The organism is Streptomyces aureus (assembly GCF_000725495.1).
GTDB lineage: Bacteria > Actinomycetota > Actinomycetes > Streptomycetales > Streptomycetaceae > Streptomyces > Streptomyces aureus_B.
Genome location: NZ_JNZD01000045.1, coordinates 22,890 through 36,700, shown reverse-complemented (window position 1 = coordinate 36,700; position 13,811 = coordinate 22,890). Strand labels below are relative to the sequence as shown.

The 13,811-nt window shown below is 70.4% G+C and carries 16 protein-coding genes; 5 read left to right on the top strand and 11 right to left on the bottom strand.

Going from position 1 to position 13,811, the window contains the following annotated elements; translation table 11 throughout:
* Positions 1–6: 6 nt before the first annotated feature.
* Entirely contained in the window at positions 7–582 is a 576-nt protein-coding gene (locus IO36_RS34330) for a TetR/AcrR family transcriptional regulator (protein WP_051901166.1), read from the bottom strand.
* Positions 583–616: 34 nt separating this feature from the next.
* Positions 617–937: a DMT family transporter gene (locus tag IO36_RS34325; protein WP_037625861.1), complete on the bottom strand. Its 321-nt coding sequence runs from the start codon at positions 935–937 to the stop codon at positions 617–619.
* Between the two features lie 312 nt (positions 938–1,249).
* Here IO36_RS34325 and IO36_RS34320 point away from each other — a divergent pair, with 312 nt between their 5' ends.
* Positions 1,250–2,380: a DUF7847 domain-containing protein gene (locus IO36_RS34320; protein ID WP_158997670.1), complete on the top strand. Its 1,131-nt coding sequence runs from the start codon at positions 1,250–1,252 to the stop codon at positions 2,378–2,380.
* On the opposite strand, the gene IO36_RS34315 is transcribed toward IO36_RS34320, so the two are convergent.
* Complete coding sequence (locus tag IO36_RS34315; protein ID WP_037625860.1) at positions 2,369–2,734, bottom strand: VOC family protein; 366 nt, start codon at positions 2,732–2,734, stop codon at positions 2,369–2,371. The two genes, IO36_RS34320 and IO36_RS34315, sit on opposite strands and share 12 nt — an antisense overlap.
* Before the next feature lie 388 nt (positions 2,735–3,122).
* On the opposite strand from IO36_RS34315, the gene IO36_RS34310 reads away from it, so the two are divergent.
* Complete coding sequence (locus IO36_RS34310) at positions 3,123–4,067, top strand: AbfB domain-containing protein (RefSeq protein WP_078943618.1); 945 nt, start codon at positions 3,123–3,125, stop codon at positions 4,065–4,067.
* 195 nt (positions 4,068–4,262) lie between these two features.
* On the opposite strand, the gene IO36_RS34305 is transcribed toward IO36_RS34310, so the two are convergent.
* From IO36_RS34305 to IO36_RS34270, 8 genes are all read right to left on the bottom strand, one after another.
* Entirely contained in the window at positions 4,263–4,583 is a 321-nt protein-coding gene (locus tag IO36_RS34305) for a metal-sulfur cluster assembly factor (RefSeq protein WP_037625865.1), read from the bottom strand.
* 89 nt (positions 4,584–4,672) lie between these two features.
* The gene (sufU, locus tag IO36_RS34300) at positions 4,673–5,137 is read right to left on the bottom strand and encodes a Fe-S cluster assembly sulfur transfer protein SufU (protein ID WP_037625858.1); all 465 of its coding nucleotides are present in this window, start codon (positions 5,135–5,137) and stop codon (positions 4,673–4,675) included.
* A 98-nt stretch (positions 5,138–5,235) separates the two neighbouring features.
* Positions 5,236–6,492, bottom strand: a complete 1,257-nt coding sequence (locus IO36_RS34295) for a cysteine desulfurase (protein WP_037625856.1) — start codon at positions 6,490–6,492, stop codon at positions 5,236–5,238.
* On the bottom strand, positions 6,489–7,253 hold the full coding sequence (gene sufC, locus IO36_RS34290) for a Fe-S cluster assembly ATPase SufC (protein ID WP_037625854.1): 765 nt from the start codon (positions 7,251–7,253) through the stop codon (positions 6,489–6,491). The genes IO36_RS34295 and sufC overlap by 4 nt, the downstream gene beginning before the upstream one ends.
* A 7-nt stretch (positions 7,254–7,260) precedes the next feature.
* A complete protein-coding gene (locus IO36_RS34285) occupies positions 7,261–7,584 on the bottom strand; it encodes a non-heme iron oxygenase ferredoxin subunit (RefSeq protein ID WP_037625852.1) in 324 nt (107 codons plus the stop codon).
* Entirely contained in the window at positions 7,584–8,765 is a 1,182-nt protein-coding gene (gene sufD, locus IO36_RS34280; protein ID WP_037625850.1) for a Fe-S cluster assembly protein SufD, read from the bottom strand. Before sufD ends, IO36_RS34285 begins: the two co-directional genes overlap by 1 nt.
* A 57-nt stretch (positions 8,766–8,822) precedes the next feature.
* Positions 8,823–10,244, bottom strand: a complete 1,422-nt coding sequence (gene sufB / locus IO36_RS34275; RefSeq protein ID WP_037625848.1) for a Fe-S cluster assembly protein SufB — start codon at positions 10,242–10,244, stop codon at positions 8,823–8,825.
* The gene (locus tag IO36_RS34270; RefSeq protein WP_037625846.1) at positions 10,241–10,984 is read right to left on the bottom strand and encodes a helix-turn-helix transcriptional regulator; all 744 of its coding nucleotides are present in this window, start codon (positions 10,982–10,984) and stop codon (positions 10,241–10,243) included. The genes sufB and IO36_RS34270 overlap by 4 nt, the downstream gene beginning before the upstream one ends.
* Before the next feature lie 161 nt (positions 10,985–11,145).
* Here IO36_RS34270 and IO36_RS34265 point away from each other — a divergent pair, with 161 nt between their 5' ends.
* The 3 genes from IO36_RS34265 to IO36_RS34255 are packed head-to-tail and all read left to right on the top strand — an operon-like array spanning position 11,146 to position 13,732.
* A complete protein-coding gene (locus tag IO36_RS34265) occupies positions 11,146–11,985 on the top strand; it encodes an AAC(3) family N-acetyltransferase (RefSeq protein ID WP_037625845.1) in 840 nt (279 codons plus the stop codon).
* 11 nt (positions 11,986–11,996) lie between these two features.
* Entirely contained in the window at positions 11,997–12,920 is a 924-nt protein-coding gene (locus IO36_RS34260) for an ABC transporter ATP-binding protein (protein ID WP_037625864.1), read from the top strand.
* Entirely contained in the window at positions 12,917–13,732 is an 816-nt protein-coding gene (locus IO36_RS34255) for an ABC transporter permease (RefSeq protein WP_051901164.1), read from the top strand. Before IO36_RS34260 ends, IO36_RS34255 begins: the two co-directional genes overlap by 4 nt.
* Positions 13,733–13,811: the final 79 nt, after the last annotated feature.

The window sequence follows — 13,811 nt, the reverse complement described above, 5'->3', positions numbered from 1 at the left end:
ACACCCTCACGACCGCCCTGCGCCGCCTCCCCCGCCACCCCCGCCACCCCCCAGAATCCGCCCCAGCACCTCCCGCGCGTACCCCTCGTCGTACGGGGTGTCCGTCAGCAGGACCTGGAGGCAGATCCCGTCCAGCAGGGCGACCAGGGCGCGGGCGGTGACCGGGTCCGTGCGGCGGGACAGGGGGCCGACGAGGCTGTCGATCCACTCGGCGGCCACCGGGCGCAGCGCCGGTCTGCGCAGGGCCGCGAGGTAGAGCTCGTACTCCAGCTCCACGCCCGTACGGTCGCCGGCCAGCCATTCGCCGATCAGGCCGGCGAGTTCGGCGGCCAGGTCCGCGCGGCTGTCCTCCAGGGTGCCGCGGGCGGCGACCACCTCGGCGAAGCCCTCGTTCACCTGACGCAGGGCCGCGACCATGAGGTCGTCGAGGGTCCTGAAGTGGTACGTGGTGGAGCCGAGCGGTACATCGGCCTCGGCGGCGACGGAGCGATGGCTGAGCCCGGCGATGCCCTTGGCGCCCACGACCCGGATCGCCGCGTCGATGATCCGCTGCCGCCGGCCGGGGTCGTACCGCCGCGCCATCAGGGCCGGCCGTCCGCCGCGCCGGGCCCGGACATCAGTGGGCCCCGCCGAGGTTCAGCAGGACGACCCCGCCGATGATCAGGACGATCCCGGCGGCCTTCGCGGCCGTGAGCCCCTCGCCGAGGAACAGCATGCCGATCACGGCGATGGCGGCGGTGCCGACGCCGGCCCAGATCGCGTACGCCGTACCCACCGAGACGGTCTTCAGGGTCTGCGCCAGCAGGGCGAAGGCGACGACGTATCCGAGGACGGTCGCGAGGGACGGCCACAACCTGCTGAAGCCCTCCGTGTACTTCATCGCGGTGGTCGCCCCGACCTCGGCCGCGATGGCACCGGCGAGCAGCAGATATCCCATGTGTACGACTGTACACATGGGACGGCGGGCCGCGTAGGGGCTTGCGCGACCCGCTGCGGCGGCGGGACGCGTATGGATCGCGTATATGCCATGGGCACCCGGCGCCCCAGCAGATATGGTTCGCGATCACCAGGGGGCCGGAGTCGAACAGATTCCCGACAACATCCCAACAACATATGGAGCGCGAGAGGCATGTCGGACAGTTCTGGGTGGGGGCCTTCAGGGCCGTCGGGACCGTCAGGGCCGTGGGGGCCTTCGGGGCCGTCGGGGCCTTCGGGGCCGTACTGGGGTGCCCCGGGCGGCTGGGGCTGGATGCCGCCGCCCCCGCCCAAGCCGGGTGTGATCCCGCTGGCCCCGCTCGGGGTGGACCACATCCTCGGCGGTGCCTTCACCACGATGCGCCGCTACGCGAAGCCCCTGTTCGGGATCACCTTCGCGAGTGTCACGGCCCTGGCGGCGCTGTCGCTGGGCCTGATGTACGCCGCCTACATGTCGACGAAGACAGAGCTGGACCGCATCACCTCGGCCCCCCGGTCCGTCGACTGGACCGATGTGCGGGCCGTCCTGTTCGCGTTCGGCGCCGTGTGGGTCGTCAACATGGTGGTCTCGCTGGTGGTGAGCGCCTTCATCCAGGCCTCGTCCGCGGCGACGCTGCACGAGGCCGTGCTCGGGCGTCCGGCCCGGGTCGCCGCCGTGTGGAGGCGGGCCTGGTCGCGCACCCCGTCGGTGCTCGGGGTGACGCTGCTGGTGGCCCTGGCCGTGGCGGTACCGGTGGTGCTCGTCTTCGTGCTGTTCGGGATGCTGCTGCTGGGCGCGGTCGCCGGCAGGGCCCCGACGGTGGCGTTCGCGCTCTTCCCCATGGTCATCCTGTTCGTGATACCGCTGGCCCTCTGGCTGTTCATCCGGTTCAGCTTCGCCCCGGCCGCCGCCGTCCTGGAGGGGGCGTCCCCGGTCACGGCGATGCGCAGGTCGGTGCGACTGGTCCGCGGGGCGTGGTGGCGTACGTTCGGCATCCTGCTGCTGGGCGGTCTGATCACGTTCATCGTCTCCCTCGTGATCAATGTGCCGCTCCGGATCGCGATGCCGGCCCCGCAGCCCTACGACCTCTCGTCGACGCAGGAGCCCGCGGACCTGAGCCAGATCTACGCGCAACTGCTGCCCGCCATGGGGCGCTCCATCGTGGTCTCGACGATCGGGAAGCTCTTCGTCCAGCTCTTCGCCCTGGTGTTCATGCCGTTGGTCAGCAGCCTGCTGTACATCGACCAGCGCATCCGCAGGGAGGGCCTGGCCGACGTACTGGTGCACGCGGCCGCCGTCACGGAGGCGCCCGGCGGACCCGGCACGCCCACCGGACCGACCGAACCGACCGGACCCGGTGGACCCGCCGCACCCGGTGGTCCGGGGTACCCCGGCGGCCCGGAGTCCCCCGGCTCAGTCCAGTAGCGTCTTCTTCGGCCGCAGCACACAGAACTCGTTGCCCTCGGGGTCGGCGAGGACGGTCCAGGTGACGTCCTCGCCCTGTCCCACCTCCGCCAGGCTCGCCCCGAGGCCGAGGATCCGCTCGACCTCGGCCTCCCGGTCGTCCGGCGAGAGGTCGATGTGGAGACGGTTCTTGACGGTCTTGCGCTCGCCCACGGGCACGAAGCAGATTCCGGGCAGCGCCCGCGCGTCGGCGCCGATGACGATCTCGTGCTCGTCCTCGAACAGCACCTGCCAGTCGAGGACTTGGCACCAGAAGCGGGCGAGCGCCGGCAGATCGTGGGCGTCGACGACCAGTTGGTAGAGGGAGACAGCCATGGACGGCAGTCTCCCCCGGAGGCAGGTGCGCGACCACCCGCCACACCGGTGCGCACACCCGGCCGGACGCTCACGCACACCCCGGCCGGACGCTCACGCACACCCCGGGCGGTCGCCCACACGCGACCGCCCCCGCACAACCGCCGCTCCCGCGCCCGCTCCCCCGCCCAACTCCCGTGACTCTGTGATCGATTGTCCGAAAAGAGCTTCGTGTAAATCCCTGCATCGCTGCGGGAAACGACTGCTCGCCGGTCACCGTGTCCACTACTGTTTCACCAGCCGCACACCGGGTCTTCATGACCACCCCACGCCGTGTGCCGCCCACACCCTTCACCCCTCGCGCTTCGCCCGCTCACGCGCTCGCCCTCCCCCCTGCTTAGGAACGCGCATGCCTGAAGTGACGCCCGGATCCGGTCCCGACGGGTCCACCCCCTCCAGGGAGATCGTGCCCTGGCGCCCCACCCCGCGCGGCGCGCCCTACCCGGGGTCCACCGACCTCGTCCCCCTGCCTCCGGCACCCTGGCAGGCGGTCGGGGCCGACGACGAGGGCAGGCTGCCCGGAACACGGCGGCTCTGGCTGGCCGGCGGGCTCGCGGTGGCCGTCACCATCGCCGCGATCGCGGTGGTCTCCGTACAGGCCTCCTCCGACGCCTCGGCGCGCGACGCCGGGAACCGGACCGCGTCCGACACGGCGAATCCGTTCCTCCTCGGCGCCCCCGCGGCTCCCGCGGGCTCGGCCAGGGCCCCGTCCGGCAAGAACGCCCTCGCCTCGCCCGGCACTTCACGCTCCGCCTCGCCGGACGCCTCGTCGACGGGCTCCGCGTCGCCGTCGCCGTCGGACAAGGGTTCCGGCGGCAAGGACGGCTCCGGGAAGCCGGGGCCCACCGCTTCCGCGACCCGCCAGGCCTCGGGGCTGAAGTCGGTCCAGGCGGTCAACTACCCCGACCGCTACTGGCATGTGAGTGACGGTCAGGTTCTGCTCGACCAGGTGAGCTCGTCCAGTTCGACGGCGACCCGGCGGGCCGCCAGCTTCAAGGTGGTCGCGGGACTGGCGAGGTCCTCCTGCTACTCCTTCGCGACCACCGACGGTGCCTATCTGCGCCACCGTAACTTCGTCCTGCACGCCGACCGCGACGACGGCTCCTCGCTGTTCCGGGAGGACGCCACCTTCTGCCCGCGGACCTCCCGCTCGGGCGCCGTCAGCCTGGAGTCGGTCAACTACCCGGGCCAGTTCCTGCGCCACCGCAACTTCCAGCTCGTCCTCGGGCGTTACGAGCGGGACCGGCGCTACGGGGAGGACTCGGCGTTCCGTCTGGTCGGCGGCCTGGCCTGAGCCCGCGCACCCCACCTGCGGCACGGCACCGCACCCCACCCACGGCACCCAAGGCACGGCATCCCACTGAAGCGCACCACACCACACCCCACCGGGAAAACGCGACGGGGCGGCACCCGAAGGTGCCGCCCCGTGCGCTGTGCCCGAGAGCCGGGACCGCGGCCCGGAAAGGGGCCGCCTCCCTGCGCCGGACGATCAGACGTTGAAGCCGAGCGCCCGAAGCTGCTCGCGACCGTCGTCCGTGATCTTGTCCGGGCCCCACGGCGGCATCCAGACCCAGTTGATGCGCAGTTCGTTGACGAGGCCGTCCGTGGCGGACTTGGCCTGGTCCTCGATGACGTCGGTGAGCGGACAGGCCGCGGACGTCAGGGTCATGTCGATCGTCGCGATGTTCGCGTCGTCGATGTGGATGCCGTAGATGAGGCCGAGGTTCACGACGTCGATGCCCAGCTCGGGGTCGACGACGTCGTAGAGCGCCTCGCGGACCTCGTCCTCCGAGGCGGGCTTCGACGTCAGGCCCTCGCCCGCCGCGGCGGTGCCGGCCGCCGCGACCGCGGACTCGTCCGACGTCACGACGGTCTCGTCCGATGTCACAGTGTTCTCGCTCATGCCGTCTTCCTCTCGGCGCTCTCGCCCAGAGCCTGGGCCGTCGCGTCCTTCCATGCCATCCAGCTCAGGAGGGCGCACTTGACCCGGGCCGGGTACTTGGAGACACCGGCGAACGCGACCGCGTCCTCCAGCACCTCCTCCATCGCGTCGTCGGGCTCGATCCGGCCCTTGGACTGCATCAGTTCCAGGAAGGTCTCCTGGATCCGCTGCGCGTCGGACACGTCCTTGCCGACCAGGAGGTCGTTCAGCACGGAGGCGGAGGCCTGGCTGATCGAGCAGCCCTGGCCCTCGTACGAGATGTCCTCGATCCGCTCTCCGTCGTACTTCACGCGCAGGGTGATCTCGTCACCGCACGTGGGATTGACGTGGTGCACCTCGGCGTCGCCGTCCCTGAGACCGCGCCCGTGCGGGTGCTTGTAGTGGTCCAGGATGACTTCCTGGTACATCGAATCAAGCTTCACTGCGGCGAACCTCGCATCCCAGCGTCCGATACATGGCCTTCCGGCCGGGGGTCCGGGGGTTGCCCCCCGGGATAGCACAGCACGTCCCAGCCAGCCCCTCAGCCGAAGAAGTTCCGTACGTGCTCCAGGCCGTCGACCAGAGCGTCGATCTCGGTCGGCGTGGAGTACAGATAGAACGACGCCCGCGTGGTCGCGGGAATTCCGTACCGCAGACAGACCGGACGGGCGCAGTGGTGACCGACCCGGACCGCGATGCCCTGCTCGTCGAGGACCTGGCCCACGTCGTGCGGGTGGATGTCGCCCAGCGTGAACGAGATCGCCGCGCCGCGGTCCTCGGCCGTGGTGGGGCCGATGATCCTGAGGTCGGGGACCTCCGCGAGCCGCTTCACCGCGTATTCGGTGAGCGCGTGCTCGTGGGCGAGGATCTTGTCCATGCCGATCGAGGACAGGTAGTCGATCGCCGCGCCGAGGCCGACCGCCTGAGCGATCGGGGGCGTGCCCGCCTCGAACTTGTGCGGCGCCGGAGCGTACGTCGACGAGTGCATCGACACGGTCTCGATCATCTCGCCGCCGCCGAGGAACGGCGGGAGGTCCTCCAGGAGTTCCTGGCGGCCCCACAGGACGCCGATGCCCGTCGGGCCGCACATCTTGTGGCCGGTGAAGGCCACGAAGTCGGCCTGGAGGGCCTGGACGTCGAGCGGCATGTGCGGCGCGGCCTGGGACGCGTCGATCAGGACCAGGGCGCCGACCTCCTGGGCGCGGCGCACTATCGCCTCGACCGGGTTCACGGTGCCCAGAATGTTCGACACCAGCACGAAGGAGACGATCTTCGTCTTCTCCGTGATGATCTCGTCGATGTTGGACAGGTCGAGGCGGCCGTCGTCGGTGAGGCCGAACCACTTCAGCTTCGCGCCGGTGCGCTGCGAGAGCAGCTGCCACGGGACGATGTTGGAGTGGTGCTCCATCTCCGTGATGACGATCTCGGTCTCGTGGTCGACCCGGTAGGGCTCCTCGGCCCAGCCGAGCATGTTGGCCACGAGGTTGAGCGACTCGGAGGCGTTCTTGGTGAAGATCACCTCGTCGCGGCTCGGCGCGTTGATGAACGCGGCGATCTTGTCGCGCGCGCCCTCGTACAGCGCCGTGGCCTCCTCGGCGAGCACATGCACACCGCGGTGGACGTTGGCGTTGTAGCGCTCGTAGTACTCGCTCAGGGCGTCCAGCACCTGGCGCGGCTTCTGCGAGGTCGCCGCGTTGTCCAGGTACACGATCTTCTTACCGTCGTGGACCTGACGGTCCAGGATGGGGAAGTCCTTGCGGATCGCCTCGGTGTCGAGGAGGCCCGGCAGCTGCGTCACGCTGATACGCCACCCTTCGTGTAGGCCTCGTAGCCCTCGTTCTCCAGCTTGTCGGCGAGCTCGGCGCCGCCGGACTCGACGATGCGGCCGCCCGAGAAGACATGCACGAAGTCGGGCTTGATGTAGCGCAGGATGCGCGTGTAGTGCGTGATGAGCAGGGTGCCCACCTCGCCGGTCTCGCGGACGCGGTTGACGCCCTCGGAGACGATGCGCAGGGCGTCGACGTCCAGACCGGAGTCGGTCTCGTCGAGGATCGCCATCTTCGGCTTGAGCAGCTCGAGCTGGAGGATCTCGTGGCGCTTCTTCTCACCGCCGGAGAAGCCCTCGTTGACGTTGCGCTCGGCGAAGGAGGGGTCCATGGAGAGGCGCTCCATGGTCTCCTTGACCTCCTTCACCCAGGTGCGCAGCTTGGGGGCCTCGCCGCGGACGGCGGTGGCGGAGGTGCGCAGGAAGTTGGAGACGGAGACGCCGGGGATCTCGACCGGGTACTGCATCGCCAGGAACAGGCCGGCGCGGGCGCGCTCGTCGACGGACATCTCCAGGACGTCCTCGCCGTCGAGGGTGACGGTGCCGCCGGTGATCGTGTACTTGGGGTGGCCCGCGAGCGAGTAGGCGAGGGTCGACTTGCCGGAGCCGTTGGGGCCCATGATGGCGTGCGTCTCGCCCTGCTTCACGGTCAGGTCGACGCCCTTGAGGATCTCCTTCGTGGCGTTGTCGGCCTCGACGGTGACGTGCAGGTCGTGGATTTCAAGCGTTGCCATGGGTGCCTCAGGACTCCTGGTTGAGGGAGACGAGCACGTCGTCCCCTTCGATCTGAACGGGGTATACGGGGACGGGGCGCGTCGCGGGAAGGCCGGACGGCTTGCCGGTGCGGAGGTCGAACGCGGAGCCGTGCAGCCAGCATTCGATCTGACAGTCCTCCACCTCGCCCTCGGAGAGCGAGACGTTCGCGTGCGAGCAGATGTCGTTGATCGCGAACACCTCCCCCTCGGTCATCACGATCGAGACCGGCGTGCCGTCGAGTTCCACCCGCTTGGGGGTGTTCTCCTCCAGCTCGCTCAGCCCGCAGACGCGCACGAAGGTGTCGGGCATCAGAGCGACGCCTCCAGCTCCTCGTCGATCTTCACGAGAAGGCGCTCTTCGATGTCGTCGACACCGATCTGCTGGACCAGCTCGGCGAAGAAGCCGCGCACGACCAGGCGCCGGGCCTCGTCGGCGGGGATGCCGCGGGCCATCAGGTAGAACAGCTGCTCGTCGTCGAAGCGGCCGGTCGCGGAGGCGTGGCCGGCGCCGACGATCTCACCGGTCTCGATCTCCAGGTTCGGCACGGAGTCGACGCGGGCGCCGTCGGTCAGAACCAGGTTGCGGTTCATCTCGTAGGTGTCCGTGCCCTCGGCCTTGGCCTCGATGAGGACGTCGCCGATCCAGACGGCGTGCGCCCCCTCGCCCTGCAGCGCGCCCTTGTACATGACGTTGGACTTGCAGTGCGGGGTGTTGTGGTCGACCAGGAGGCGGTGCTCCTGGTGCTGGCCGGCGTCCGTGAAGTACAGGCCGAACAGCTCGGCCTCGCCGCCGGTGCCCGCGTAGGCGACGCGCGGGTGCAGGCGTACGACGTCGCCGCCGAAGGTGACGACGAACGACTTGAAGGTGGCGTCGCGGCCGATCAGCGCGTTGTGCTGGCCGACGTGGACGGCCGTGTCGTCCCAGTCCTGGACGGAGACGACGGTCAGCTTGGCGCCGTCACCGAGGACGAAGTCGACGTTGGCGGCGAGGACCGCGTCACCGGTGTGGTCGATGACGACGACGGCCTCGGCGAAGGCTCCCAGTTCGACGACCTGGTGGCCGTAGGCGACCCCGCCCTCGCCGTGCACGGCGATGCGGATGGGCTCGGTGAGCACCGCATCCTTGGGGACGGTGACGACGCCGGCCTTCTCGAACGCCGAGTAGGCCTGGGCGGCGACACGGTCCACGGGGGTGCCGGCCCGGCCGATGCGCGCGTCGTCGCGGGCGACGGTCTCGACGGTGACGCCCTCGGGGGCGGTCACGTCGACCCGTACGCCCTGGCCGGTCGCGACGGCGGTGCCGTCGTGCAGCCCGCGCAGGCGCTCCAGCGGGGTGAACCGCCATTCCTCCTCGCGGCCGTGGGGGACGGGGAAGTCCGCCACGTCGAAGGACGGAGGCGCGCTCATGCGCGTGGCGACGGTCGACTCGGCGGCCACCGCGATCTGGCCGGCGGTCGTGCTGCCCACCGGAATATTCTGAGCCTCAGCCATGGCTGTCGGTCTGCTCGCTTTCTTACGTGAGTGGCTTGACGGGGACAGGGTTCGGCGTCAGCCGACCGCGCCCTCCATCTGGAGCTCGATCAGCCGGTTGAGCTCGAGGGCGTACTCCATGGGCAGTTCCTTGGCGATCGGCTCGACGAAGCCGCGCACGATCATCGCCATCGCCTCGAACTCGGTCAGACCGCGGCTCATCAGGTAGAAGAGCTGGTCCTCGGAGACCTTGGAGACGGTCGCCTCGTGGCCCATGGACACGTCGTCCTCGCGGACGTCCACGTACGGGTACGTGTCCGAGCGGGAGATGGTGTCGACGAGCAGCGCGTCGCACAGGACGTTGGACTTGGAACCGTGGGCGCCCTCGCCGATCTCGACGAGACCGCGGTAGGACGTGCGGCCGCCGCCGCGCGCCACGGACTTCGACACGATGTTCGAGGAGGTGTTCGGCGCCATGTGGACCATCTTGGAGCCGGCGTCCTGGTGCTGCCCCTCGCCCGCGAAGGCGATGGACAGGGTCTCGCCCTTGGCGTGCTCGCCCATCAGGTAGACGGCCGGGTACTTCATGGTGACCTTGGAGCCGATGTTGCCGTCGATCCACTCCATGGTCGCGCCCTCGTACGCCACGGCGCGCTTGGTGACCAGGTTGTAGACGTTGTTCGACCAGTTCTGGATGGTCGTGTAACGGCAGCGGGCGCCCTTCTTCACGATGATCTCGACGACCGCGGAGTGCAGGGAGTCCGACTTGTAGATCGGGGCGGTGCAGCCCTCGACGTAGTGGACGTAGGCGTCCTCGTCGACGATGATCAGCGTCCGCTCGAACTGGCCCATGTTCTCCGTGTTGATACGGAAGTAGGCCTGGAGCGGGATCTCGACGTGCACGCCCTTCGGCACGTAGATGAAGGAGCCGCCGGACCACACCGCGGTGTTCAGCGACGCGAACTTGTTGTCGCCGACCGGGATGACCGTGCCGAAGTACTCCTTGAAGAGCTCCGGGTGCTCCTTCAGGGCGGTGTCGGTGTCCAGGAAGATGACGCCCTGCTCCTCCAGGTCCTCGCGGATCTGGTGGTAGACGACCTCGGACTCGTACTGGGCCGCGACACCGGCGACGAGGCGCTGCTTCTCCGCCTCGGGGATGCCGAGCTTGTCGTACGTGTTCTTGATGTCCTCGGGCAGGTCCTCCCAGGACTCCGCCTGCTTCTCCGTGGAGCGCACGAAGTACTTGATGTTGTCGAAGTCGATGCCCGACAGGTCGGAACCCCAGTTGGGCATGGGCTTCTTCTCGAAGAGGCGCAGGCCCTTGAGACGGAGCTTGGTCATCCACTCCGGCTCGCTCTTCTTCGCGGAGATGTCCCGGACGACGTCCTCGTTGATGCCGCGCTTGGCGGAGGCGCCGGCCGTGTCGGAGTCGGCCCAGCCGTATTCGTACTTGCCCAGACCCTCGAGTTCGGGGTGGGCAGTCTCCGTGGGGAGCGTCATGCGGGGTTCCTCCCGGCCGTGCTTGCGGATGCGTTGTGAGTGTCGTGAGAAATCTTGGGGATGAACGTCGTGCACACCCCGTCGCCGTGGGCGATGGTGGCCAGTCGCTGGACATGCGTGCCGAGCAGCTGGGAGAAGAACTCCGTCTCCGCCTCGCACAGCTGCGGGAACCGCTCGGCGACATGCGCGACCGGGCAGTGGTGCTGGCAGAGCTGCTCGCCGACCGGTGCGCTGCGCGCCGTGGCAGCGTACCCGTCCGCACTGAGGGCCTTCGCCAGGGCTTCGGTGCGCTCCTCGGGCGTCGCGGCCTCGACGGCCTCGCGGTACGCCCCGGCCTGCGCGGCGATGCGGGCGCGGGCGAAGGAGAGGATCGCCTCGTCCCCGCCCTCGCGCTCGGCGATCCAGCGCAGGGCGTCCTCGGCGAGCTTGTCGTACGACTGGTCGAAGGCGTCCCGGCCGCAGTCGGTCAGGGCGAACACCTTGGCGGGACGGCCGCGCGTACGCGCTCCGTAGACCCGCTGCTCGCGCGCTTCCACGACGTCGTCGGCGACCAGCGCGTCCAGATGGCGGCGTACGGCGGCGTGGGTCAGGCCCAGTCGGCCCGCCAGGTCGGCGACGGTCGACGGGCCGTGGTCCAGGATGGAGCGCACGACCCGGTTGCGCGTCGAGCGCTCACCGGTCGCGAGTTCCTCCTGCGGGGCCCCCGCGGGGGTCTCCCGAGCCTCGCCAACGTTTTTCACAACACCATTGTTGCGTAATTCCTCAGGGCCTGACAAGCCGCGCCCTCCCGGGCGGACGGTGCGCTGTGTCACTTAGGCATACCTAAGGTGACCTGGGCAAACGATCTTTGATCGATCAATTCGGTGGCGCGCGGGCCCGGGTTCGGGAAGACTCCCGGACCATGCCCACACCCCCTCCGACCGGCCCTCTCGTCACCCGGGACACCCTCGCCGCGGACCTGCGCACGCTCGGGGTGCGAGCGGGGGAGACGCTTCTCGTGCACTCCTCGCTCAGCGCCCTCGGATGGGTCAACGGAGGCGCGGTGACCGTCGTGCAGGGGCTGCTCGACGCCCTCGGCCCGGACGGCACGCTGGTGGTCCCGACGCAGTCCGGCGACCTCTCCGACCCCGCCCTGTGGAGCCGTCCCCCGGTCCCCGAGGAGTGGTGGCCCACGATCCGGGCGACCATGCCCGTCTACGACCCGCGCGTGACGCCCTCCCGCGGCGTCGGCGTGATACCCGAGGCGGTCCGCACCTGGCCCGGCGCCCGGCGCAGCGCGCACCCGCACACCTCCTTCACGGCGGTCGGACCCGGCGCCGCCGCGGTCACCGACGGACACGCCGCCGACTGCCGGCTCGGCGAGCGCAGCCCGCTGGCGCGGCTGGAGGCCGGCGGCGCCCGGGTCCTGCTGCTGGGCGCGGGCTACGAGGCGTGCACCAGCTTCCACCTGGCGGAATACCGCATCCCCTCCCCCGTCGTGGAGGTCGGCCGGCCGTCCCCCACGGGCTGGGAGTCGGTGCGGGAGGTGTCGATCAGCTCCGAGATGTTCGAGGAGCTCGGCTCCGACTTCGAGCGGGACCGTCCCGTCGTGCAGGGCTATGTGAGCGCGGCGCGCGGACGGCTGTTCCCGGTGGCCGACGCGGTGGCGTACGCCGAGCGGTGGCTGCCGGTGCACCGGCCCCGGGACCTGGACGTCGAGACCGCCGCCCCCGGCGGTCCGGGGCCGCGGCGACGTCCCTAGACTTGCTCCTCATGCGAAGCGAGCCCGTGGTCCAGGTCCAGGCCCTGGTGAAGCGGTACGGCACGAAGACCGCGGTGGACGGCCTCGACCTGGTGGCCTCGGCGGGCATCACCGCCGTACTCGGACCCAACGGCGCCGGCAAGACGACGACCGTCGAGACCTGCGAGGGGTACCGGAAGCCGGACTCCGGCACGGTGCGCGTGCTGGGCCTCGACCCGGTGAGACAGTCCGGCGAGCTGCACACCCGCATCGGCGTGATGCTCCAGTCCGGCGGCGTCTACTCGGGCGCCCGCGCGGACGAGATGCTCCGCCACGTAGCCAAGCTGCACGCCCACCCGCTGGACGTGGACGCGCTGATCGAGCGGCTCGGCCTGGACGGCTGCGGCCGCACCACCTACCGGCGGCTGTCGGGCGGCCAGCAGCAGCGTCTCGCGCTCGCCATGGCGGTCGTCGGGCGTCCCGAGCTGGTCTTCCTGGACGAGCCGACCGCGGGCCTGGACCCGCAGGCCCGCCACGCCACCTGGGACCTGGTCCGCGACCTGCGCTCCGACGGCGTCTCGGTGATCCTCACCACGCACCACATGGACGAGGCCGAGCAGCTCGCCGACGACGTCGCGATCATCGACGCGGGCCGGGTCGTCGCCCAGGGCTCGCCCGAGGAGCTGTGCCGCGGCGGCGCCGAGAACACCCTGCGCTTCACCGGCCGTCCCGGGCTCGACGTGGGCTCGCTCCTGAAGGCCCTGCCCGCGGACTCCACGGCGGCCGAGCTGACACCCGGGTCCTACCGGGTCGGCGGCAAGGTCGACCCGCAGCTGCTGGCGACCGTGACGTCCTGGTGCGCCCAGCACGGCGTGATGCCGGAGAAGATCTCCGTCGAGCGCCACAGCCTCGAAGACGTCTTCTTGGAACTGACCGGCAAGGAGCTGCGTTCATGAGCCAGGCACAGCTTGGAGCCGACCGGCAGGGAGCCGCGCCCGTGACCGCCACCGGTACGTACAGCCCGAAGCCCGGCGCCGCCCCGCTGCGGCGCATGATCGGGGCGCAGGCGGCGCTGGAGACCCGGATGCTGCTGCGCAACGGCGAGCAGCTGCTGCTGACCGTGGTGATCCCGACGCTGCTGCTGGTCCTGTTCAGCTCGGCCGACATCATCGACACCGGTCCGGGCGAGGCCGTCGACTTCCTGGCGCCGGGCATCCTGGCGCTGGCCGTGATGTCGACGGCGTTCACCGGCCAGGCCATCGCCACCGGCTTCGAGCGCCGCTACGGCGTCCTGAAGCGGCTGGCGGCCTCGCCGCTCCCGCGCTGGGGACTGATGACCGCGAAGACGGCGTCGGTCCTCGTCACCGAGGTCCTCCAGGTGATCCTGCTCACCGCGATCGCCTTCGCGCTGGGCTGGTCCCCGCACGGCAATCCGCTCGCCGTCCTGCTCCTGCTGGTCCTCGGTACGGCGGCCTTCTCCGGGCTCGGCCTGCTCATGGCGGGCACGCTCAAGGCGGAGGCGACGCTGGCCGCCGCCAACCTCGTCTTCCTGCTGCTCCTGGTGGGCGGCGGGGTGATCGTGCCGCTGGACAAGTTCCCCGCGGGCGCCCAGGACGTACTCGGCCTGCTGCCCATCTCGGCGCTCTCCGACGGACTGCGGGCGGTGCTCCAGCACGGCGACGCGATGCCCTGGGGCGACCTGGGGATCCTCGGGGTGTGGGCGGTCGTGGGGCTCGCGGCTGCCGGCCGGTTCTTCCGCTGGGAGTGACCGCCTCCCCCGCGCCCTGGGAGCGCCTCCCCCACGGAAGGTGACGGCCGTTCCGCCGGGAGTGGCCGAAAGGTCCGCT